15 protein-coding genes and 3 pseudogenes are annotated in these 22,348 nt (G+C 71.3%); 11 read left to right on the plus strand and 7 right to left on the minus strand.

Annotated elements, in window-relative coordinates:
• Positions 1–120: 120 nt before the first annotated feature.
• From IM778_RS00810 to IM778_RS00835, 6 genes and pseudogenes are all read left to right on the plus strand, one after another.
• Positions 121–1,008, plus strand: coding sequence for an SDR family oxidoreductase (locus IM778_RS00810; protein ID WP_194410216.1), 888 nt, complete (start codon positions 121–123; stop codon positions 1,006–1,008).
• Positions 1,009–1,065: 57 nt separating this feature from the next.
• Positions 1,066–1,332 (plus strand): DUF7218 family protein, encoded by a 267-nt coding sequence (locus tag IM778_RS00815; protein ID WP_194410217.1) that lies wholly within the window; start codon positions 1,066–1,068, stop codon positions 1,330–1,332.
• Positions 1,333–1,378: 46 nt separating this feature from the next.
• Positions 1,379–2,355: pseudogene (locus IM778_RS00820) on the plus strand (DNA topoisomerase IB).
• A 180-nt stretch (positions 2,356–2,535) separates the two neighbouring features.
• Entirely contained in the window at positions 2,536–2,949 is a 414-nt protein-coding gene (locus IM778_RS00825; RefSeq protein WP_194410218.1) for a fluoride efflux transporter FluC, read from the plus strand.
• A gap of 11 nt (positions 2,950–2,960) precedes the next feature.
• Entirely contained in the window at positions 2,961–3,332 is a 372-nt protein-coding gene (gene crcB / locus IM778_RS00830; RefSeq protein ID WP_228484670.1) for a fluoride efflux transporter CrcB, read from the plus strand.
• A gap of 138 nt (positions 3,333–3,470) precedes the next feature.
• A pseudogene (locus IM778_RS00835) lies at positions 3,471–6,638 on the plus strand (efflux RND transporter permease subunit); the annotation flags it as partial.
• A gap of 984 nt (positions 6,639–7,622) precedes the next feature.
• Here IM778_RS00835 and IM778_RS00840 read toward each other — a convergent pair.
• Positions 7,623–8,261, minus strand: a complete 639-nt coding sequence (locus tag IM778_RS00840) for an antibiotic biosynthesis monooxygenase (RefSeq protein WP_228484671.1) — start codon at positions 8,259–8,261, stop codon at positions 7,623–7,625.
• A 233-nt stretch (positions 8,262–8,494) separates the two neighbouring features.
• Positions 8,495–9,187, minus strand: a pseudogene (locus tag IM778_RS17950) (hypothetical protein); the annotation flags it as partial.
• Between the two features lie 202 nt (positions 9,188–9,389).
• Here IM778_RS17950 and IM778_RS00850 point away from each other — a divergent pair.
• Entirely contained in the window at positions 9,390–11,003 is a 1,614-nt protein-coding gene (locus IM778_RS00850) for a DEAD/DEAH box helicase (RefSeq protein ID WP_194410223.1), read from the plus strand.
• 136 nt (positions 11,004–11,139) lie between these two features.
• The gene (locus tag IM778_RS00855) at positions 11,140–12,918 is read left to right on the plus strand and encodes a glycosyl hydrolase family 18 protein (protein ID WP_194410224.1); all 1,779 of its coding nucleotides are present in this window, start codon (positions 11,140–11,142) and stop codon (positions 12,916–12,918) included.
• Between the two features lie 105 nt (positions 12,919–13,023).
• Here IM778_RS00855 and IM778_RS00860 read toward each other — a convergent pair whose 3' ends face one another.
• Positions 13,024–13,686 carry a TetR/AcrR family transcriptional regulator gene (locus tag IM778_RS00860; protein WP_194410225.1) on the minus strand — a complete coding sequence of 221 codons (663 nt, stop codon included), beginning with the start codon at positions 13,684–13,686 and terminating at the stop codon, positions 13,024–13,026.
• 72 nt (positions 13,687–13,758) lie between these two features.
• Here IM778_RS00860 and IM778_RS00865 point away from each other — a divergent pair, with 72 nt between their 5' ends.
• Entirely contained in the window at positions 13,759–14,694 is a 936-nt protein-coding gene (locus IM778_RS00865; protein ID WP_194410226.1) for an alpha/beta fold hydrolase, read from the plus strand.
• Positions 14,695–14,790: 96 nt separating this feature from the next.
• Here the strand turns inward: IM778_RS00865 and IM778_RS00870 are convergent, their stop codons facing one another.
• Together IM778_RS00870 and IM778_RS00875 are read right to left on the minus strand one after the other, a co-directional pair.
• Positions 14,791–15,039, minus strand: a complete 249-nt coding sequence (locus IM778_RS00870; RefSeq protein WP_194410227.1) for a hypothetical protein — start codon at positions 15,037–15,039, stop codon at positions 14,791–14,793.
• A gap of 174 nt (positions 15,040–15,213) precedes the next feature.
• Positions 15,214–17,367: an intein-containing Rv2578c family radical SAM protein gene (locus tag IM778_RS00875; protein WP_194410228.1), complete on the minus strand. Its 2,154-nt coding sequence runs from the start codon at positions 17,365–17,367 to the stop codon at positions 15,214–15,216.
• Positions 17,368–17,916: 549 nt separating this feature from the next.
• Here IM778_RS00875 and IM778_RS00880 point away from each other — a divergent pair.
• Positions 17,917–18,921, plus strand: coding sequence for a M15 family metallopeptidase (locus IM778_RS00880; protein WP_194410229.1), 1,005 nt, complete (start codon positions 17,917–17,919; stop codon positions 18,919–18,921).
• A 130-nt stretch (positions 18,922–19,051) separates the two neighbouring features.
• Positions 19,052–20,215, plus strand: coding sequence for an acyl-CoA dehydrogenase family protein (locus tag IM778_RS00885; protein ID WP_194410230.1), 1,164 nt, complete (start codon positions 19,052–19,054; stop codon positions 20,213–20,215).
• A gap of 602 nt (positions 20,216–20,817) precedes the next feature.
• On the opposite strand, the gene IM778_RS00890 is transcribed toward IM778_RS00885, so the two are convergent.
• Together IM778_RS00890 and IM778_RS00895 are read right to left on the minus strand one after the other, a co-directional pair.
• Positions 20,818–21,465 carry an ECF transporter S component gene (locus tag IM778_RS00890; RefSeq protein ID WP_194410231.1) on the minus strand — a complete coding sequence of 216 codons (648 nt, stop codon included), beginning with the start codon at positions 21,463–21,465 and terminating at the stop codon, positions 20,818–20,820.
• Entirely contained in the window at positions 21,462–22,334 is an 873-nt protein-coding gene (locus IM778_RS00895; protein ID WP_194410232.1) for a siderophore-interacting protein, read from the minus strand. Before IM778_RS00895 ends, IM778_RS00890 begins: the two co-directional genes overlap by 4 nt.
• Between the last annotated feature and the right edge of the window lie 14 nt (positions 22,335–22,348).

Below are 22,348 nucleotides of genomic sequence, written 5' to 3' on the forward strand. Positions count from 1 at the left end.
CGCTTCCCGCGGCGGTGATAGCTGCGCGAGGCCCGCTTTCTGCCGGAGCGGTGGATAATCGCGCCCCGCCGCCGTGTCAAGCCCCGTGATCGGCCTGTCCCGCCGCCGTAGCGTCGCGGCATGAGCACATCCGCGCCGACCGATCCGACCGACAAGCACCACGCCGGCGGGTTCCCCTCGCAGGAGCAGGACCAGCCCGGCCTCACCGACGAGATGCGGCCGACACCGGACCACGGCGAACGCACCTACCAGGGTTCGCTGCGGCTGAGCGAGCGCCGTGCGCTGATCACCGGCGGCGATTCCGGCATCGGCCGCGCGGTGGCGATCGCGTTCGCCCGCGAGGGCGCCGACGTCGCGCTCACGCACATGCCGGAGGAGCAGGAAGACGCGGACGAGACCGTCCGCTGGGTGAGCGAGGCGGGCGTCAGGTCGCTGCCGCTGGCCGGCGATCTGCGCGAAGAGGCGTTCTGCGCCGAGATCGTGGAGCGCACCGTGGCCGAACTCGGCGGACTCGACATCCTGGTGCTGAACGCGGCCTACCAGAAGGACCGCGACGGCATCGACCGGCTCGAGACGGCGGAGCTCGACCGCGTCTTCCGCACGAACCTGTACGCACAGCTGTTCACCGCGCGGGCGGCGGTCCCGCACCTGAACCCCGGTGCCTCGATCATCGTGACGACGTCGATCCAGGCGTTCAACCCGTCGCCGGGTCTCCTCGACTACGCGATGACGAAGGCGGCGCAGGTGGCGTTCGTGAAGGCGCTCGCGCAGGAGCTCGGGCCGAAGGGCATCCGGGTGAACGGCGTCGCGCCCGGACCCATCTGGACACCGCTCATCCCGGGGACCGGCTGGGACGCCGACCGGCTCGAGTCGTTCGGCCAGGACACCCCGATCGGCCGTGCCGGACAGCCTGCCGAGCTCGCCGGAGCCTACGTGTACCTCGCCGGCGAGGAGGCGTCGTACACGTCCGGCGCCATCCTCCCAGTGACCGGAGGCAAGGGACTGTGACGGCAGAGCGGGATCGATGACGTCCGTGAACGCGGACGACGACGGAAGGAGCAGCGCATGCCCAAGGGACGCGGGTCGAATCTCAAGGACCGCGAGCTGTACGAAGAGCTGCGAGAGGACGGGGCTTCCAAAGAGAAGGCGGCGCGCATCTCGAACGCGGCCGCGAGCCAGGGGCGCAAGAAGGTCGGCAGCCGCGGCGGCAGCGCCAAGGACTACGACGACCGCACCGTGCCCGAGCTGCGCAAACGCGCGAAGGAACTCGGCCTCACGGGATACTCGAGCAAGAACAAGTCCGAGCTCATCTCGATGCTGCGCAACCACTGAGCGGACGCCGCGCACCGGCATCCGGGCTCGTCGAAGGGGGTGACGGATGCCGCGACTCGCGCGCGTGCGCCCCCACCACGATCCCGGGTTCCGGCGCGTGCGTGCGGGCTCCGGATTCCGCTACCTCGATGCGAAGGGGCGCAGCCCCGGCGCCGGGCACGTCGATCGCATCCACGCGCTGGTGATCCCGCCGGCGTGGGAGGACGTCTGGATCAGCGCCCGCCCCGACGGGCACATCCAGGCGGTCGGCACCGATGACGCCGGACGCCGCCAGTACCTCTACCACCCGCAGTGGACGGCCGGCCGCGACCGGGGCAAGTTCGCGCGGGCGCTCGCGCTCGCCGAGACGCTGCCGCGCGCCCGCGCCGCGTCACCACGTCGCTGCGGCGCGGCGCGCTCGATCGCGAGCGGGTGCTGGCGGTGTCGTTCCGCCTGCTCGATCAGGCGGCTCCGCGCATCGGGTCCGAGCGCTACCTCGCCGCGCACGGCAGCCGGGGCCTGACGACCCTGCAGCGACGGGATGCCTCGGTGCAGGGTTCCGTGGTCACCCTGTCGTTCCCCGGCAAGAGCGGCAAGCGGCAGCTGATCGAGATCGACGACGCCGACCTCGCCGAGGTCGTCGCGCTGCTGGCCGCCGGCCGGCCGCGGTCGGCGCTGCTCGCGTGGGAGCGGGGGCGACGGCGGGTGGCGCTGACGCCGGCCGAGGTGAACGCCTTCGTGCGGGCGCTCACCGGCGGGTCGTTCACCGCGAAGGACTTCCGGACGCTGCGCGGGACGATCCTCGCGGCCGAGGCGCTCGCACGCATCGGCACGGTCGACACCGCGCGCGACCGCAAGCGCGCCGAGCAGCTGGCGGTGCGCGCCACCGCCGAGGCGCTCGGCAACACGCCCGCGGTCGCGCGGGGGTCTTACATCGACCCGCGGGTGTTCGCGCGATACCGCGACGGTCATCTGCTCGACCTGTCGATCTCGCCCGAGTCGGCGATCCGCGCGCTGCTGCGCCCCGGAACCTCCGGCCGCTGACCGCTTCGGCGCGTTCGTCTCGCTTCGGCGCGTTTCGTCTCGCTTCGCTCGCTCAACGACCGGAAGCGCGGTTCGGGGGGGAGAGAGAGGAGCCCGCCCGCGCGACGGCCCCTCCGGTCGTTGCGCGAGCGAGGGACGAGCGAGACGAAACGCCGTTCGGGAGCCGGGTACCGTGAATCCATGCCCCAGCCGATCGACGCCCGCGTGCTCGCGTACGTGGCGGCCGGCGGGACGATCGGGGTCCTCGCCCGCGCGGCGATCGTCGCGCCGCTGGGCGACGCCGCCGTCGTGCCCTGGGTCACCCTCGCCGTCAACGCGACGGGGTCGCTGCTGCTCGGCATCGTCGTCGGCTGGCTCGACGATCGGCGCCCGCGCGCTCGCGCGTTCCTCGGCACGGGGGTGCTGGGCGGGTTCACCACCTACAGCGCGTTCGCGGTCGAGACGGCGCTGTGGCTCTCGACGCCGGTGCTCGCGGTCGGGCTGGCCGCGGCATCCGTCGTCGGCGGAGTCGCCGCCGCGATCGTCGGGCTCTTCATCGGGCGCCGGATCGTGGACCGCCCGGGCGAGGTCGAGCCGCCGGAGACCGCCGAATGAACGGGTGGCCGATGCTCGTCGTCGCCGTGTCGGGCGGCCTCGGTGCAGCGTTGCGGTACGTCGTCGACCGCGTCTTCGCGCCGCGGGAGGGCGGGCGGTTCCCGGTCGGGATCCTCGTGGTGAACGTCTCGGGGTCCTTCGCGCTCGGAGTGCTCACCGCGCTCGGCGCGATCGTCGCGCCCGAGCTCGCGCTCGCCGTGGGCATGGGGCTGCTCGGCGGCTACACGACCTTCAGCACCGTGTCGGTCGAGACGGTGCTGCTCGCGCAACGACGGCGATGGCGGGATGCCGCGCTCAACCTGTTCGGCACGTTCGCGCTCGCCGTCGTCGGCGCCGGGGCCGGGCTGCTGCTCGGCGGCTGGATCGCGGGCGCGGCCGGATGAGAACCGCATGAAATACTGAAGCCGATACATCCCCGTATCCGCGCGGGCGCCGTCCCGCCGCCGGATCGAGTGCGGAAGGCGACGTCGTCGACCCCGTATCGAGATCATCCGTTGCACCATCCACCAGCGAAGGCATCCGTGTCGAACCTCGCCGTCCTGAGTCTCAAGAACCGCGCGCTCATCGCGCTGATCACGATCGTGGCCGCCATCTTCGGCGGGCTCGCTCTGACGAACCTCAAGCAGGAACTGATCCCGTCGATCGAGTTCCCCACGCTCATCATCGTGTCGACGTACCCCGGCGCATCGCCCGAGGTCGTCAACAACGACGTCTCGACGCCCATCGAGACCGCCATCCAGGGTGTGCCGGGCCTCGAGTCGACGAGCGCCACGAGCACCACCAACGCGTCGGTGATCCAGGCTTCCTTCACGTACGGCACCGACCTGGCGACGGCCGAGCAGAAGATCGCCCAGGCGATCAATCGCATCGAGAACCAGTTGCCCGACGGCGTCGAGCCCCAGGTGCTCACCGCGAGCATCGACGACTTCCCGGTCGTGCAGCTGGCGGTCACGGGCTACGGCGATGAAGAGGCGATCCAGGCGCAGCTCGAGGCATCGGTCATTCCCGATCTCGAAGACATCGCGGGCGTGAACACGGCCACGATCGTCGGCGGCGTCGGCCAGCGCGTCACGGTGACGCCCGATCAGGCCGCGCTCGCCGAAGCCGGCTACACGCAGCAGGCCATCACCGACGCGATGGAGCAGAACGGCGTGCTCTTCCCCGGTGGCGAGGTCACCGAGGACGGCCAGACGCTCACGGTGCAGACCGGATCGAAGATCACCACGGTCGACGACATCGCCGCGCTGCCGCTCGTGCCGACCTCGCCGGAGCAGGCCGCCGCGGGCACGGTCACGATCGGGGATGTCGCGACGGTGGCGCAGGAGACGGATCCGGTCACGTCGATCTCGCGCGTCGACGGCGAGCCCGCGCTGACCATCGCGGTCACGAAGCTCCCGGCGGCGAACACCGTCGACGTCTCGCATGCGGTGCTCGAGCTGCTCCCCGACCTCGAGGAGTCCCTCGGCGGCGCGGAGTTCACCGTCGTGTTCGACCAGGCCCCCTACATCGAGCAGTCGATCGAGACGCTCGCCGTCGAGGGGCTCCTCGGCCTCGTGTTCGCGGTGCTGGTCATCTTCGTGTTCCTGCTGTCGGTGCGCTCGACGCTCGTCGCAGCGATCTCGATCCCGACCAGCGTGCTCATCACGTTCATCGGCATCCAGGCGTTCGGGTACTCGCTCAACATCCTCACGCTCGGCGCGCTCACGATCGCGATCGGGCGCGTGGTCGACGACTCGATCGTGGTGATCGAGAACATCAAGCGCCACTACGTCGGCGACGCCGGCAAGCTCGCCTCGATCACGCTCGCGGTGCGCGAGGTCGCGACCGCCATCACGTCGTCGACGATCACGACGGTCGCCGTGTTCCTGCCGATCGCCTTCGTCGGCGACATCACCGGCGAGCTGTTCCGGCCGTTCGCCCTGACCGTGACGATCGCGATGTCGGCCTCGCTGCTGGTCGCCCTCACGATCGTGCCGGTGCTCGCATACTGGTTCCTCAAGCCCGGCAAGCCGCTCCTCGACGCCGACGGCAACGAGGTCGACCCCGAGGCGGCCGACGCGCCGCCGTCGCGCCTGCAGAAGTCGTACCTGCCGATCCTGCGGTGGACGCTCAAGCACTCGTGGGTCACGCTGCTGCTCGCCGTGCTCGTGCTCGTCGGCACCGCTGCTGCGGCACCGTTCATGAAGACGAACTTCCTCGGCGACTCGGGGCAGAACACCTTCACGGTCACGCAGGACATCGGAGCCTCGCCCAGCCTCGACGCCGAGGACGAGGCTGCGCAGAAGGTCGAGGACGCCCTCATCGGCATCCCCGGCATCGAGACCGTCCAGGTGTCGATCGGATCGAGCGGGTCGCCGCTGCGCGACGCCTTCTCGGGCGGCGGCGCCGGCATCACATACTCGATCACGACCGATCCGGACGCCGACCAGATCGCCATCCGCGAGGAGGTCCAGCAGGCGGTCGCCGACCTCGACGACGTCGGCGAGGTCACCGTCGCCGCCGCGGGCGGCGGATTCGGCTCGAGCGACATCGAGATCGACGTCACCGCGCCCGACTCTCAGACGCTGCAGGAGGCCACCGATGCCGTGGTCGACGCGGTCGACGGGCTCGACGGCATCAGCCAGGTGTCGAGCAACCTGTCGGCATCGCTCCCCTACATCGCCGTGGTCGTCGACCGCGACGCCGCCGCGTCGCTGGGGCTGTCGGAGGTCGCGGTCGGCGCGCTCGTGTCGAACACGATGCAGCCGCGATCGATCGGGACGGCCGAGATCGACGACACGTCGCTGACGGTCTACCTCGCCGCCCCCGAGACGCCGGCCTCGCTCGACGAGCTGCGGCAGCTGCCCGTGCCGACCGCGGCAGGACCCGTGCCGCTGGAAGAGGTCGCGACCGTCGAAGAGAGCGAGGGTCCGGCATCCATCACCACCGAGCGCGGCCAGCGCACCGCGACGGTGACGGTCACGCCGTCGACCGACGACCTCACCGCCGCCACCGCGGCGGTCACCGAGGCGATCGCCGACGCCGACCTGCCGGCAGCCGCCGACGCGTCGCTCGGCGGCGTCGTCTCGCAGCAGCAGGACTCGTTCTCGCAGCTGGGCCTGGCGCTCCTCGCGGCGATCCTCATCGTCTACATCGTGATGGTGGCGACCTTCAAGTCGCTGCGTCAGCCGCTGCTGCTGCTGGTCTCGGTGCCGTTCGCGGCGACCGGAGCGATCCTGCTGCAGATCGCCACCGGCGTGCCGCTCGGTGTCGCCTCGCTCATCGGCGTGCTGATGCTGATCGGAATCGTGGTCACGAACGCCATCGTGCTCGTGGACCTGGTGAACCAGTACCGCGCCAAGGGGCTCTCGGCGCACGACGCGACCATCGCGGGCGGTGCGCGACGCCTGCGCCCGATCCTCATGACGGCTCTCGCGACGATCTTCGCGCTCACTCCGATGGCGCTGGGCATCACCGGCCACGGCGGCTTCATCTCGCAGCCCCTCGCGATCGTCGTGATCGGCGGCCTGGTGTCGTCGACGGTGCTGACCCTGCTCGTGCTGCCGACCCTCTACAACCTCGTCGAGGGGGCGAAGGAGCGCCGCGAGGCGCGACGCCGCGGCGACGACGGAGGCGATGGCGGCGACGGCGGGCCGGCTCCCGAGGGCGATGCGCCGGAGGGGACGGATGCCGAGCCCGAGCCCGCACTCGCGCTCGTGGCCGTCGGCGCCGGGGCTGCCGATGCCGAGGCGTCCGGTGCCGCGTTCGAGACGCGCCGTCAGCGACGGCTGCGTGAAGCGGCGGCCGCGAACGGCGCCGCGGGTGCCGCCGGTGCTGCCGGCGCTGCCGCGGCGATGGTCGTGCCGCCGCTCGAGGAAGACCCCGACATCGAGGTGCCGCAGGACGCGGAGCCCGGCGGGCAGGCCCCCGGCGCTCCTGCTGCGGCGGTCGAGGCCGACGCTGAGCCCGAGGTCGAGGAGGTCGCGCCGGAGGCCGAGCCCCACGTCGGACCGGAGGGCGAGCCCGAGGTGGAGGTCGAGGCCGAGGTGGAGGTCGAACCCGAGGTCGCCGCCTTCGTTCCGGAGAAGGTCGAGCCCGAGGTGGAGGTCGAGCCCGAGGTCGCCGCCTTCGTTCCGGAGGAGGTCGTCGCCGAGGCCGGCTCCGACGGCACGCTCCCGATCGGAGAGCCGGAGGGGGAGGCGGCGTCCGTGACGTCCGACTCCGCCGAGCGCGATGGGTCGGCCGACGTGTCCGATGCGGTCGAGGTCGCTGCGACCGATGCGCCGGAGGCCGAGGGCGCAGCGGGATCGGCGGAGGCCGAGGGCGCAGCGGGATCGGCGGAGCCCGAGGCTACGGCAGAGGCGGAGCCCGAGCCCGAGCCCGAGCCCGCGTCCGCGTTCGACGCCGGGCCCGCGTCCGGCGCTGACCTCGACGCCGAGCCCGAGCCCGAGCCCGAGCCCGATGCCGACTCCGACTCCGAGTCCGAGCCCGAGCCCGACACCGAACCGGAGTCAGGCGCTGAGCCGGAGCAGCCGTCCGGGCCCGACGGCACCCGCGACTGAGGTGCGAAAACACCAGCCGGTGACGTGACACGCCGGGGTCCGGCATCCGTTCCCGGCGTGTCGTGGTGACGGACTGGTGTTTTCGCAGGTGGGGTCGGGCGAGGTCGGGTCAGGGCGAGGGCGGGCGGAGGCTTACGCGGCGCGCTGCAGCCACGGGCGAAGCACGCGCGTGACCCACGGCAGCACCGCGTACGTCATCACCGGCGTGAGCAGCAGGGTCGCCAGCAGCACCCGTGCGATCAGCGGCCACTCGCCGAAGCCCGGGATGAACCCGAGGAGCCAGCTTGCCAGGAGGTTCGTCGGGAAGAATCCGAGCCAGATGGTGACCGCCTGCTTCCAGCGCGGGGGAGCCGCCGGGATCGGCTGCTGGATCGGCCCGGTCCGCGGCGGCTCGCCGCCACCGGGCGCCCCGGCCGCGCCGGCCGGACGCGATTCGATCTGCGTGGCGAACGGGGCGTCGAACCAGCCTTCGATGCCGGTGCGCCGCTCGACTCTGACCTCGTGCGCGAAGGAACGACCCGAGTCGAGCCACCAGGCGCGCTGCGGCGAGTCCTCCCAGCCTTCGAGAGTGGCGATGTCGCGGAAGCGGTAGAGCATGTACCAGAGGTCGCTGCCTTCACCGGCGCGAACCCACCCCGAGCCGAGGAAGCCGGGGAAGCCTGCCGCGAGATCGGTGCCCGCCTGCATCCAGCTCGTGGCCTCTGCGGTGCGAGAGGGATCGATCCGCCGCTCGATCGCGACGGTGATGGGGTGGGCCACTGGTTCTGCCATGGCATCCATTCTCGGGTGGTGTCGCCCGACCGCGGCGCCGACGCGGGACGCCAGCTCGCGCGGCGCTTGGGTGCGGCCGACGCCCGTCGTGCGCCATGAGGCGAAGGGCGCCGGGCGCGGCGCGCGCGGGCGATGCCGGTGACCGGTGCGCGATGCGCGAGCACGCGGGGCAGTGACAGCAGCCAGATGCCCATCGAGACGAAGGCCACGAACTCGAACAGGGCGAGGGTGATGAAGCCGGCCGTCAGCACGACCATGCCCGTGGCCAGCAGCCCGACGCACAGGGCGGTGGCGCCCCGGAAGCCGCGGCTGCTCCCGGGCAGACCGAGCGCGCTGACGACGATCGCGAGGAACGACAGGCCGAGCCCGCTCGCGATGATGTCGTGCATGACCGAGCTCACGGGGATCGGCACGAGGCCGACCGCGGTGAGGTGGAGACCGGCTGAGACCACCGATCCGCGGAGGGCCCGCGCCGTGCGGCGGCGCGTGTGGACAGGCAGGGCGACGGCGAGGAACACACCGTACGCCGCGAGGAAGAAGCCCGCGAACATCACGGTGGTGTTGAACGCGCGGCCCGAGAAGTCGGTGAACGTTCCCAACTGCGAGAAGTGGAGATGCCACCACAGCGGGTCCTGGGTGGTGAGAGCGGCGATGGCCACGCCGACGGGGAGCGACAGCACGGCCAGCCGGCCGATGCCGTGCGCGACGGCGTGATGAGAGGGCACCGCGCCGGACCTCGCGGGCCGCGGTGACGAGACGGGCGCGTGCGCGGACGGATCGGCGATCACGTCCACCGGAAGAGGAACGGCTGGTGCTTCAGGTGCGTCGGCGAGGGTCGTAGGAGGCATACGATTCACGATCGGTTCTGTGGCGTGCCTGCCGGCCTCGGGCCGCCCCCAACGAGACCCGAAACCGGGGCCCGCCATACGACAACAACAAAAAATCCCCAGTCAGCGGCAAGCCGCTCAGTCACACAGTAGCCCGGACAGCGGTGAGAACGCTGGTCGTCTTTCGCAGCGCTAAGGATTCCCTGAGCAACCGCGCGGGTACGCTGGTGCGGTCGGCTCCGGCCGCCGCGCGGGTTCGGGCGGTGTGCGAGTCCACACGGACGCACAACGAGGAACGCGCATGCCCAAGAAGAAGAAGCCGGCCGGCGGTCGCCCCGCCAAGAACTTCGACCCCCGATACAACCCCAAGTATCGCTCCGCGAAGGACGCCGGACGCACGCGCGACGACGAGCCGAAACGGCGCCCCGGCGAGGCTTCCGCCGGCAAACCGGGCAGCAGAAGCCCTGGCCATCGCGGATATCGACAGGGCCAGACCGCCCCCGAAGCCTCCGGCCGCGAGGGCTCGGGCTCAGGCTCGCCCAAGCGTCGCTGGTCGGAGCAGGAGCGCGTCGGGCGCGATGAAGCACGCGCGATCCGCACTCACGCGCGCGACGGCCGCGCCGACTCCGCGCCTCGCAAGCCGCCGCGCGAACCCGACCGCGGCCGTCGCGACACCCGCCGCCCCGGCACGCTGCCCGCCGCGCCGCAGCGGCTCGAGGCTCAGTCCGTCGCTCCCGGCGATCTCGCCGGGGCGACCTTCGGCGACCTCGGCCTCGGCCAGAACATCGTCAAAGCGCTCGACGAGCTGGGGGCGCGGCATCCGTTCGCCATTCAGGCCGCGACGATTCCGCCGATCCTCGAAGGACGCGACGTGCTCGCGCGCGGGCGCACCGGCTCGGGCAAGACGATCGCGTTCGGCGCGCCGCTCGTCGAGAGCGTGCTGCGCTCGCAGGCGGGGCAGAAGCGCGAGATCGGTCGCGCGCCGCGAGCGCTGATCCTCGCGCCGACCCGCGAGCTCGCGCTGCAGATCGATGCCACCATCCAGCCGATCGCCCGCAGCGTGGGGCTGTACACGACGCAGATCTACGGGGGCGTGTCGCACGGGCGGCAGCTCGGTGCGCTCAAGAAGGGCATCGACATCGTGATCGGCACTCCCGGCCGCATCGAGGACCTCGTCGAGCAGCGTGCACTCGATCTCTCGGCCATCCGGGTCATCGTGCTCGACGAAGCCGACCACATGGCCGAGCTCGGATTCGTCGAGGCCGTCCAGCGGCTGCTGCGGCGCACTCCGCGCCGGTCGCAGAAGCTGCTGTACTCGGCGACCCTCGACCGCGAGGTCGAGGCGCTGGTGACCGAGTTCCTCTCGGATCCCGCGGTGTACGAGGTGGCCGGCGAGACGCAGGCGACGGCGGCGATCGACCATCGTGTGCTCGTCGTCGACCACCGCGACAAGGCGGAGATCCTTCGCACCCTGGTGGACCGCCCGGGCAAGACGCTCGTCTTCTCGCGCACGCGCGCGTACGCCGAGATGCTGGCCGAGCAGTTCGAGCAGGCAGGAGTCCGTGCGCTCGCGCTCCACGGCGACCTCGATCAAGCGCGCCGCACGCGCAACCTCGAGCGTCTGACCTCGGGCAAGGTCGGCGTTCTGGTGGCGACGGATGTCGCGGCACGCGGCATCCACGTCGACGACATCGATCTCGTGGTGCAGGCCGATCCGCCCGACGAGTTCAAGGCGTATCTGCATCGCGCCGGCAGGACCGGCCGCGCCGGCCGCGCCGGGACGGTGGTGACTCTGGTGACCCGTCAGCGCCGGGCGCGCCTGGCCGAGCTGCTCGAGCGCGCCGAGATCGAGGCGCCGTTCGACGAGGCGCGGCCCGGGGACCCGATCCTCGACGAGCTGCGCGCTCCTCGCTGACCGGCGGGCGCGGCCGGGGAGTGCTCCGGGTCTTCCGCTGATGGAGGCCCCATGCCAGAATGGGCATACCGCATTTGTTAGGACGCTTACCTAATCCCGACGGATGCGGCCTCCCCCCGCAATCGAAGGAGCTTGTGTGTCCCCCCGCAGAATCCCGGCTCTTGCAGCCGCCGTCGCCGGAGCGCTCGTCGCCGGCCTGCTCGCGGCATCCCCCGCTGTCGCCGCCTCCGAAGATCCCACGCCCACCACGACGCTCAACGGCTACCGCAACGTCGGCTACTACGGCCAATGGCGCGCGACCGGCGAGGCCCAGGCCACGCTCAAGCGGCTGTTCGTCGGCACCACCGCCGGTGCGAACCTCACCCACCTCAACTACTCGTTCGGCAACATCGCCGGCGACCAGGCGGCGCTCGACGCCGCGCGCGCCGCCGGCGTGAAGGGACTCGACGACGTCGACCCGCACACGTGCTTCATCTCCGACACCCCGGCTGCCGGGCCCGGCCTCACCGATACCGCGGGCGATGCCGACAGTGACTTCGTGCACGCCTTCACCGCCGAGCAGTCCGTGCTCGGCATCCCCGACGGAAAGAAGCAGAAGCTCGCCGGCAACTTCAATCAGCTGCGGCAGCTGAAGCGGCTCTATCCCGACCTCAAGGTCAACATCTCGCTCGGCGGCTGGTCGTGGTCGAAGTCCTTCTCGAGGGCGGTGGCGACGCCCCAGCTGCGCGCGAACCTCGCGCAGTCGTGCATCGACCTCTACATCCGCGGCAACCTGCCCGAGATCGACGGGCGCGGCGGCGCCGGCGTCGCCGCGGGCATCTTCGACGGCTTCGACCTCGACTGGGAGTGGCCGGGCGCACCCGACTGGGCCCAGGAGGTCGGCAACAGCGTCGATCCGATAGCCGACAAGGCGAACTTCATCGCGTTCGTCGCGGAGCTGCGGGCGCAGCTCGACGCCGTCGAGACCGAGACCGGCGCCGACTACGAGATCTCGGCGTTCCTGCCGGCCGGACCGACCCAGATCGCCGCCGGCGGCTGGAACACGCCGGAGCTGTGGGCGAACCTCGACTACGGCAACCTGCAGGGCTACGACCTGTGGGGCTCGTGGACCGCAGAGACCGGGCACCAGGGCAACGTGTACGGCGATCCTGCGCACAACTGGGGCCTCGGCCTCGACACCGTCGTCGCCGCCTACGTGAACGCGGGCGTCGATCCCGCCAAGCTCAACCTCGGCCTCGCGGCCTATGGGCAGGGGTGGCGGGACGCCGAGCCGCAGCCGTGGAGCGTCTCGGGCGGCGGCCTCGGCCAGATCACGTGGGATCAGCTGAAGGCTCGCGACCTCGAGATCCACCACGAGTACACCGCCGACGGCGCGTTCAACGCGACGTGGGGCTACGACGCCGCGGCCCGCGAGTTCTGGTCGTTCGACGACGAACTCGCCGTCGCCGAGAAGACGGCGTGGGCGATCTCGCAGGGCCTCGGCGGCGTCGACTTCTGGGAGATCGGCAACGACGTCGCCGGCGACCTCTCGGCGGCATCGGCCGACGTGCTCCGTGCCGCAGCGCCCGGGCCGGTCGCAGGCTCGCCCGCCCTGTTGTGCGCGCAGACCCCGGATGCCGCGGCCGCGCCGTGGAACGCGCGCACCACGTACCGCGGGGGAGAGCTGGTGTTCCTCGACGGGCGCGTATTCGAAGCGCAGTGGTACGCGAGAGGCGACGAGCCCGGCGCGTCCGTGCGCGGCCCGTGGAGCACGCTGACCGCGTGCGGCATCGACCCCGCCACCGTGCAGGACTGGTACGCCGACCGCATCTACCTCAAGGGTGACCAGGTCGTCTACGGCGGTGTCACCTATACCGCGCAGTGGTGGAGCCGCGCCGACGTGCCCGGCGCCAAGCACGGACCGTGGCGCCGGTGACCGGCGCGCTGCTCCGCAGCTGAACCCTGCCCAGGGCGGGCGCACGCACCCGACGGTGCGCCCGCCCTGCGGCGTGCCCGGGTGCACGGTGTTCGTGGCGTGGGGTCAGTTCGCGCGGGACCCGCGCACAGTGGCGACGAGCTCGGGGTCGCCGCCCAGGCCGATGAGTCGCGATCGGACCGCCGTCGCCGCGCGGGCGTAGGGCTCGGTGCTCGCGTGGAGCAGCGAGCGCGTGTTGGCGGCCTCCAGGAACGACACCATCTCGAACGTGAGCTGCCGGGCGTCGATCAGCTCGGGCAGCTCGCCTGCAGCCACGGCGTGCTCGATGCTGACGGTGAGGTAGTCCTCCCACTCGCCTGACGCCGCCACGACGGCGTCGCGCACGGGTCCGGGCTTCGAGTCGAACTCGACCGACGTCGCGGCGAAGAAGCAGCCGCCCCGGAAGACACGCGTCTCGGAGTAGGCGAGCCACAGCGTCAACAGCGCGCACACGCGCCCGAGACCGCGCTCCGTGCTCGCGCGCGCCGGGGCGACGACGTGGTCGATGAAGACCTCGCGCGCCGCGGCCACCACGGCCAGCTGCAGCTGCTCCTTCGAGCCGAAGAGCGTGGCGACGCCGCTCTTGCTGTGGCCTGCGGCATCCGCCAGCCGTCCGATCGTGAGCCCGTCCAGACCGTCGACCGACGCGGTGTCGACGGCGTGGGCGAGGATCGCGCGACGTGACTCGTCGCCGCGCATCCGCCGGCCGTCGATCCGCTCTTGTGTCATGGGACGAGATTACCGTACGATCGTTCGTATTCATACGTACGATCGTTCGTACACTTCAGGATTGGAGGCCCCATGGAACTCGGGCTCGCACTCGCCGGCACCTCCGTCCGTGCCGCATCGACCGTCTCGCCGCGCTGGGGCGCAGCGGTCGCCATGCCGCTGTTCGCCTCCGTGGCCAAGCCCCGGCCGGTGCACCGTGACGACGAGTACACGATGTCGCGCGCACGCCGCCGCACCATCCGCATCGCCGGGGTCCACCGGCGCGGCACCGATGTCACGGTGTACGAATGGGGATCGGGCGAGCGCACCGTCGTGCTCGCACACGGCTGGGACGGGCGAGCCAGTCAGTTCGCCACCCTCGTGCGCGACCTCGTCGCCGAGGGGTTCCGGGTGGTCGCCTTCGACGCCCCCGCGCACGGCGAATCGGCGGGTCGCCGCACGTATCTCGTCGACTGGATCGATGTGCTGACGCAGCTGCAGGCGCATCACGGCCGCTTCGCCGCCGTCGTCGGGCACTCGTTCGGTGGTCTCGGCTCACTGGTCGCGGTCGCGGGCGGCGTCGAGGCGGAGCGCGTGGTGACCGTGGCGTCGCCGGCGGATGCCGAGCTGCTGCTCGCGCAATTCCAGACGATGCTCGGCTACTCCGACGGGGTTGCGCGCGAGCTCACCGTCCGGTTCGTCCGGCGCTACTTCCCCACCGAGCAGGACCCCTTCGCGTGGCTCAGCGCCGTCCGCCGGCCGCTGTCGGCAGGCACCCCGTTGCTGGTCGTCCACGACGAGCGCGACCGGGTGGTCCCCTTCGGCGAAGCGGCTCGCATCGCGGGAGCGAACCCGGGGTCGATCTCGCTCGCCACGACGGGACTCGGGCACAGCCGCATCCTGAAGGCCGACGCGTTCCTCGACGCCGTGCTCGATTTCGTGACGACGGATGCCGCGCCCCACGGTGCCGCGCGCGCCGACGGCAACGCGGTGCGAAGGGTCGTGCCGCCGGCTCCGGCGCTGGTCTGACGGGGCTCCCGGCCCGGGCGCCCCACGCGCGACGGCTGCCCCACGGGCAGTCGTGACGGGCGGGACCGTTCTCGTCGATTCCGCCGCCGGAGGGCGTCACTGCGGGAGGTGCTCCTGCGCGGCGGCCTGCGCGCCCTCGTTGACGGCCTGCACGGCCAGCAGGGCGACCTTGCCCGCGAGGGCGCCGATGAGCAGGATGCCGCCGAACGACGCGCACACCGCTCCGATGAGCGGCATCAGCCCCGGGCTCGAGAACGCGAACAGCAGACCGACCACGAGCAGGATCGGCCCGACGACGATCCAGATGCCGACCAGGACGTCGAGCTTGCGCAGCGAAGGGGTCACGGTCGGAGCCTACCGAACCGTCTGCCGAGCGTGAGAGATCGCCCGGACCCGCGCGCCCACGGATACGATCGCACCACCGTCGCGGCCGTCCGCAGGATCTCAGGCCATGACCGAGCGAGTCCGAGCCGACAGCTCCGCGTACAGGCGAGCGCTCAGCTCGTGCGGTGAGGCGGCTCAGAACAGCGGGGTCGCCGCCGGGGTGGCGCGCCCCGCGCCGGCCGGACGCGCGGCCGCGGCGCGCCCGCGCGATGTCACGACGATCGACGCGGCACGTGCGTCGGCCCGCGCCGCGAGCCCTGCCACCGGCGCGCCGCGAGGCTGGTCGTCTTCCGCGCGCCCGTCGAGACCGTGCACCCGCAGCAGCGGGCGCACGCGCTTGGCGAGCCAGGCCTTGTAGGCCTTCGGCGCGTTGGCGCTCATGCCCGGATACAGCCCGCGATACGACGAGACCAGTTCCGGATGCCGCTGCTCGAGCCACTCCAAGAACCACTGCTTCGCTCCGGGCCGCAGGTGAAGGGCGCCGTACACGACGCGCACGGCGCCCGCCTCCTTGATGTGAGTGAGCGCGTGGTCGATCGCCGCGATGGAGTCGGTCAGGTGCGGGATGATCGGCATCAGGAACACCGTGACGCGGAACCCCGCCTCGGTCGCCGCCCGCACCGTCTCGAGCCGCGCGGTCGCGTTCGGGGTTCCTGGCTCGATGAGATGCTGCAACTCGTCGTCGAACACCGCGATCGACATCGCGAGGGTCACGCGCACGCTGGCCGCGGCATCCTTCAGCATCGGCAGATCCCGGCGAAGCAGCGTGCCCTTCGTGAGGATCGAGAACGGCGTACCCGATGCGGTGAGCGCCGACACGATGCCCGGCATGAGCTTGTAGCGGCCTTCCGCCCGCTGATACGGGTCGGTGTTGGTTCCGAGCATCACCGGGTCGCGCTGCCACGATCCGCGCCGCAGTTCCTTCTCGAGCACGTCCGCGACGTTGATCTTGACGACGACCTGCGTATCGAAGTCCCGCCCGGCGTCGAGCTCGAGGTATTCATGCGTCCCGCGGGCGAAGCAATTGTGGCTCACCACGCCGTTCGCGATGAAGTCGCCCGTCGAAGTGGTGATGTCGACCATGTCGATCGTCTCGCCGAGGTCGTCGATCGAGACGACCCTCAGGGGTGCGTCGGACTTCACCGCGTCCCCGATCAAGTTCAGCTTTCGCGAGATCGCCGGCTGCGCGAGTTCGAAGAAGCGACGGCGGGCAGCGAGTCCGCCGAGCAGTCTGATCGAAGTCACGCCGTTCGGCCTCACGGGCTCGACGATGAAATCGAACTGGTGTGCGGTGAACGCCGCTCCGATCGCATCGAGCATCTGAGGCGACTTGTTCGAGATTCGCAGGATTCCCCGGCTGTAACTCCCCTCCGCGTCGAAGACGCCGGCCAGGAATCCCCGCGACCACTCCGGCGAAGGGGCGGACGGCCAACCCACCGTTGACGTGATCACATCGAAATCCGCCGACTTCGAGGTGAAGATCGCTTCTATGGCGCGTCGGCGATCCGTCGCGGGCGCGAACGCGCGCGTGATCGTCGACACACCGGCCCGCTCGAGGTAGTCACGTGCGCGGTGGAGTGCCTCGTGGTCGGCCAGTGCAAGCCGGAAGCGGCTCGCCAGGTATGTGCCGCGACCGTTCGAGCGGGGATACTCGCGTCGAAGCATCATCGCATCGCCGCGGATCATGCCGCAGAGGTAGCCGACGCGATAGTCGTCGGTCTCATCGGGCGCGGGCCGAGTTCCTCCCAGCCCGAATCCCATGAGCTTGTTGTTGGTGGTCAGATACGGACGCTGGGCCTCGCCCGGCGCCGCCGCTTGCACGTACTTCCAGCCGCGCTCGGTGAGGAAGCGGTGGTCGCCGCTCGCGATGAGCTCGGTGTCGTCGGCCAGTCGTATGCGATACGCACGCTTGCGGGTGCGCCACTGAGCCGAGACCGTCGCCCTCACGTAGCGCCGATAAGTGCCCTCGCGGCGCGTGCCGACCACCTCGTCGCCGGGCCGGATGTCGCCGATCCGCTTACTGCGCCCCTCGGCCATCAGCACGAGCGTGTCGGGATGCAAGCAGTATACGCATGCATGCGAGCAGCCCCGGTACGGGTTCACCGTCCAGTCGAAGGGCATCGCGGAGGCGCTCGGCACGTGGTTGAGCGCGGACTTGCAGAGCACCTCGTGGAACGTCACGCCCGCGAACTCTGGCGTCGTCACCGAGCGCACCAGGCCGTTGAGCTGTTCCATGCCGGGCAGGGCCGCGGCATCCGCCACCCCCAGCTCCTGACCCTGCCAACGCATGACTCCATGAGAACAGATGTTCGATCGTGAGTCAAGGGAGTCGGTGTCCGAGTAGAACATCGAAGACGGCGGTTGCCTCGTGCCTCGCGCCTGCCCGGCGTTGGGGCCAGAATGGCAGACGTGACGGTGCCTGGCCCGCCCGCAGCCCCCCGGTCCACCCCCGGAACTCGTCGTGCCGCTCGAGCGATGCGCGAAGAGGCGGAACGGCGCGCCCGCGAGACGCAGCCGGAGGGGGACGAGCTCGTCGCATTCGACCTGCCGAGCGACGACTTCGCTCCGGTCTCGGTGCCTGCCGCACCGCCCGGCGCGCTCCCTCCGGGCCTCGTCCCCCCGGCCGTCCGCACCGGGCCGGGGTCGGCCGGCGCGGGTCAGGGCGTTTCGTCTCGCTTCGCTCGCTCAACGACCGGGGGTTCAGGTTCGAGGAGCGGGGGTTCGGGTTCGGCGACGACGGGGGCTTCGGGCTCGACGACGGGGGCTTCGGGTTCAACGACCGGGGGTTCGGGTTCGAGGGGTTCGGGTTCGGCGACGACCGGGGCCGCGGGCCGGCCGGTGTCGAGCGCGCGGCGTGCCGCGCGCGGCGCCGAGCTGCTCGAGGCGTCGGAGGACTCGTCGCCGGCGGCGCAGCACGCCCGCCCCAGGCGCATGGGGCGGATCGCCGTCGCCACGGGACTGGCGGCGGGCGCGGTGCTCCTGCTCGGGTCGTCGGCGCTGGTCACGGCGCTCATGACTCCGCCGGAGGCCACCGACGCGCCGGCGGCGCTGTCGCTCACGAACGATCCTCCCGAGATCGAGCAGCTGCCGGTTCCGGAGCTGGAGCAGTCCCCGGTCGTCGCCGACCTCTGCACCGTTCCCGAGGTCGCCGCCGCGCTGCAGGCCGGCGACGATGAAGGTGCGATCGTCGCGGCGGGAGGTGGCGAGGCGTTCCGCGATGCGGTCGCGGACGGACGGGCGCCGTGCGTGAACCTCGGCGACTCGACGCGCATCTGGACCGTCGTGAACAAGCTGCGACCCGCGACGCCCATCGAGTACCGCCCCGCTCCCCTCGTGCTGCCCGAAGGCGTGCGCAACATCGAAGGCGGCGCATTGCGCACGGATGCCGCATCCGCCCTCGTCTCGCTGGTCGCGGCGGCGCGCACCGCCGGTGCCGGCGAGCTCGCCTTGCTGAGCGGGTTCCGTTCGTACGAGGCGCAGCAGCGAACCTACGGCCGGCACTTCGCGGAGCGAGGCGACCAGGCCGACCAGGTGAGCGCGCGACCGGGCTACTCGGAGCACCAGCTCGGTCTCGGCGCCGACGTGGTGGCGTGCGCCGGTCAATGCAGCAGTCTCGATGCGCTCGCGGCGACGCCTCAGGGGCAGTGGGTCGCCGAGCACGCCTGGGAGCACGGCTGGATCGTGCGCTACGTCGAGGGCAAGACCGGCATCACCGGCTATCTGCCCGAGCCGTGGCATCTGCGCTACATCGGTCCGGAGCTCGCGAAGGCGTACCACGACGGCGGATGGACCTCGCTGGAGGAGTTCTTCGGGCTCGAGGCCGCCCCGGGGTATGCCAATTGAGCGGTCGAGGCATCCGTCGCGGAACTCGATCCCAGAATCCATGAGACTGAATGTCGCCGTTCGGGCGTAGGATCGACCGTGCCGTGGTCCAGAGGCCGCGGGCTCGACGAAGAGAGAGGTTTCGCCTGCCATGGAGCGGGATATCTACGACGAGGACCACGAGGCGTTCCGCGACGTCGTCAAGGAGTTCATCAAGCGCTACGCGTCCGAAGAGAAGCGCAAGCAGTGGGACGAGGCCGGCGAGATCGACCGCGCCACCATGCTCGCCGCGGGCGAGGCCGGCATCATCGGCCTCTCGGTGCCCGAGGAGTTCGGCGGCGCCGGCATGCTGCAGGACTACCGCTTCCGGGCGATCGTCCTCGAAGAGACGATCAGCGCCGGCCACGGCTCGCTCGCCGGCGCACTCGGCATCCAGGACGACCTGGCCGTGCCCTACATCGCCCACATGGGCACGCAGGAGCAGAAGGAGAAGTGGCTCCCCGGCATGGCGACCGGCGAGATCCTCGGTGCTCTCGCGATGACCGAGCCGGGCGCGGGCAGCGACCTGCGCGGCATCAAGACCACGGCGAAGAAGGTCGACGGCGGCTACATCGTCAACGGCGCGAAGACGTTCATCTCGTCGGGCAAGACCGCCGATATGGTCGTCACCTTCGTCAAGACCGGTGAGGGCACGCGCCCCGACGCCTTCAGCCTGCTCATCATCGAGAACGGCATGGAGGGCTTCGACCACGGCAAGAAGCTCGAGAAGATGGGCTTCCACGGCTGGGACACCGCCGAGCTGTCGTTCACCGACGTGTTCGTCCCCGACGAGAACCTCATCAGCGGCAAAGAGGGCCAGGGCTTCATCCAGCTCATGATGAACCTGCCGCTCGAGCGCCTGTCGATCGGTGTCGCCGCGGCCGCCGCCGCCGAAGCCGCCTTCGTGTGGACCCGCGATTACACGCTCAGCCGTGAGGCGTTCGGGCAGGCGGTCGCGGACTTCCAGAACACGCGCTTCAAGCTCGCCGACATGGCGACGACCGTCGACGTGCTGTGGGCCTACATCGACCGCGCGATGATGCTCTACAAGGACGCCAAGCTCACGGCCGAAGAAGCGGCGAAGGTCAAGTTCTGGGCCACCGACCGCGAGTGGGAGCTGCTCGACATCGGCGTGCAGCTGCACGGCGGCTACGGGTACATCACCGAGTACCCGATCGCGCGCGCGTTCCTCGACGCTCGTGTGCACCGCATCTACGGCGGCACGAACGAGATCATGCGCGACATCGTCTCGCGCCAGATCGTCGGCAAGCGCTGACGCGCGGGGGGTCGAGGTCGAGCAGGCAAGGAACGGCCCGAACCGAGACCCCCACCGCCCACTGAACGACGGATGCCGCGACCCCGGCCCTCTCGAGGGCTGCGGGTCGCGGCATCCGTCGTCTTCGGCACTCGCCCCCGGCTCGCGAGCGCCCGCCCCGCATGGCGCGCTTTTGCTCCGCAGTCACTTTCCGCGGCCGGTGGGCCCTGGAGCGCGCGGAAGGTGACTGCGGAGCGGTGGGTGGGTTTGCGGGGTCGTGGGGGCGGCGCTCACGGTCGCATCGTGATCGCCGCGTGGCGCTCTTGCTCCGCAGTCACTTCTTGCGGTCGGTGGGCCCTGGGGTGCGCGGAAGGTGACTGCGGAGCGGTGGGTGGGTTTGCGGGGTCGTGGGGGCGGCGCTCACGGTCGCATCGTGATCGCCGCGTGGCGCTCTTGCTCCGCAGTCACTTCTTGCGGCCGGTGGGCCCTGGGGTGCGCGGAAGGTGACTGCGGAGCGGTGGGCGGGTTCGCGGAGAGCGCGGGGGCCGCGAGGGCCGCGAGGGCCGCGGGGCCGCGGGGCCGCGGGGGCCGCGCGGGCGACGGGGGCCGAAGGGGCGGGGGGATCAGTGCTGGCCGGCAGGCCCGGCGCCACGACCGAGGCCGCGCGAGGCGAGGCCGCGGCGGCGCGCCAGCTTCGCGACGCCGGCCTTGCGCAGCCGGTCGGCGATGAGGATGCCGAGCCCTGTGCCGACGACGCAGCTGGCCAGCGTGATCGCGAAGTAGGCGATCTGCATGCCGACCGGGATCGTCCACAGGTCGAACGAGGCCGCGGCCATGATCGGATACACGATGCCGACGATCAGCGCGCTGACGTAGTGCAGCCACGTGCTCCAGAGTCGGTAGATCACGAGGATGAACGCCAGCTCGGCGAAGAACGACCACCACAGCGTCGTGCCGATCGCGCCGATCGTGAAGAACGGCGCGAGCACGAGCCCCGAGATGAGCCCGACGAGCAGCCCGGCGAGCGGGCGCTGCAGGAGCCGCAGCGCGATGACGGCGGGCATGAGCCACAGCCCCGCGATCGCGACCGAGACGAGCGGCACGGCGATGAACAGCATCGACGAGACCCACCAGCCCGCGGCCAGCACGATGCCGCCCGCGACGCCGATGGCGGCGCACGTCAGCAGGTAGGCGGTCGAGACCTGGGCACGGTTCGAACGCCGGCGGAGGGCGGGCTGCGCCGGCGTCGTGGTCGACCCCTCCGCGCTCACGCGTGCACCTCGGCCGTGCGCTGCGACTTGGGCGCCGGCGACGCGGCGCCCTCGCGCCAGTAGCCGCAGAAGCTCACGTGGTCCTTCGAGACGCCGCGCTCGCCGACGAGGTGACGACGGCCGTCGGTCGGCAGGGCCTGCTCACCGACGAGGTAGGCATGGAACGGGGCATCCGGGAGCGCCGCTTCGCGAAGAGCCTGCAACGCGAGTGTCCCCGGCTTGCGGCCGTGCTCCCGCACGACCCAGCGCACCGCGATCCCGGCCGGGTGCTCGAAGTCCAGCGCGTCCTCCGTCGAGGGCACCTCCACGATCGCGAGGCCCGAGGCGTCGGCCGGAAGCGTCGCGCAGATGCCCGCGACCGCCGGCAGCCCGGTCTCGTCGGCGACGAGCACGACGCGGTCGACGCCGCGCTCGGGGTTGAAGGCGAGGCCCTCGTCGATGATGACGACGCTCTCGCCCGGCTCGCACGTCTCGGCCCAGCGCGACGCGGGGCCCGCCGTGCCGTCCTCCGCGGAGCCGTGGAGAACGAAGTCGACGTCGATCTCGGCATCCGTCGTCTCCGTCGCGGCACGGTAGGCGCGCACCGTGTAGTTGCGCATCACCGGCCGCACGCCGTCCGGGATGCGCAGGTACCGCAGGTAGCCGAACAACTTGTTGGCCTTCGCGGGGAGCCGCTCGAGGCCCTCGTCGCCGCCGAGCGGCAGGAAGATGCGGAACCACTGGTCGTAGCCCATCGCGCGGAACTGCGAGATCTCACCGCCGCCGAGCGTGACGCGCATCCAGTGGGGCGAGAGTCGCTGCGTGCGCAGCACGGTCAGGTGCACGAGACCCTGGGTCTCGGGCTTGACGAGTCGACTGGCCTGAGCCATGCGTTCTCCGTTCG

The sequence above is a fragment of the Microbacterium cremeum genome (assembly GCF_015277855.1).
GTDB lineage: Bacteria > Actinomycetota > Actinomycetes > Actinomycetales > Microbacteriaceae > Microbacterium > Microbacterium cremeum.

Excerpts from the sequence above, each read along its gene's own strand:
- crcB (WP_228484670.1), top strand. The coding sequence starts at position 2,961 with ATGCTCGTCGTCGCCGTGTCGGGCGGCCTCGGTGCAGCGTTGCGGTAC.
- IM778_RS00860 (WP_194410225.1), bottom strand. The coding sequence starts at position 13,686 with ATGACACAAGAGCGGATCGACGGCCGGCGGATGCGCGGCGACGAGTCA.
- IM778_RS00885 (WP_194410230.1), top strand. The coding sequence starts at position 19,052 with ATGGAGCGGGATATCTACGACGAGGACCACGAGGCGTTCCGCGACGTC.
- IM778_RS00850 (WP_194410223.1), top strand. The coding sequence starts at position 9,390 with ATGCCCAAGAAGAAGAAGCCGGCCGGCGGTCGCCCCGCCAAGAACTTC.
- IM778_RS00825 (WP_194410218.1), top strand. The coding sequence starts at position 2,536 with ATGCCCCAGCCGATCGACGCCCGCGTGCTCGCGTACGTGGCGGCCGGC.
- IM778_RS00815 (WP_194410217.1), top strand. The coding sequence starts at position 1,066 with ATGCCCAAGGGACGCGGGTCGAATCTCAAGGACCGCGAGCTGTACGAA.
- IM778_RS00895 (WP_194410232.1), bottom strand. The coding sequence starts at position 22,334 with ATGGCTCAGGCCAGTCGACTCGTCAAGCCCGAGACCCAGGGTCTCGTG.
- IM778_RS00810 (WP_194410216.1), top strand. The coding sequence starts at position 121 with ATGAGCACATCCGCGCCGACCGATCCGACCGACAAGCACCACGCCGGC.
- IM778_RS00865 (WP_194410226.1), top strand. The coding sequence starts at position 13,759 with ATGGAACTCGGGCTCGCACTCGCCGGCACCTCCGTCCGTGCCGCATCG.
- IM778_RS00840 (WP_228484671.1), bottom strand. The coding sequence starts at position 8,261 with ATGGCAGAACCAGTGGCCCACCCCATCACCGTCGCGATCGAGCGGCGG.
- IM778_RS00875 (WP_194410228.1), bottom strand. The coding sequence starts at position 17,367 with ATGCGTTGGCAGGGTCAGGAGCTGGGGGTGGCGGATGCCGCGGCCCTG.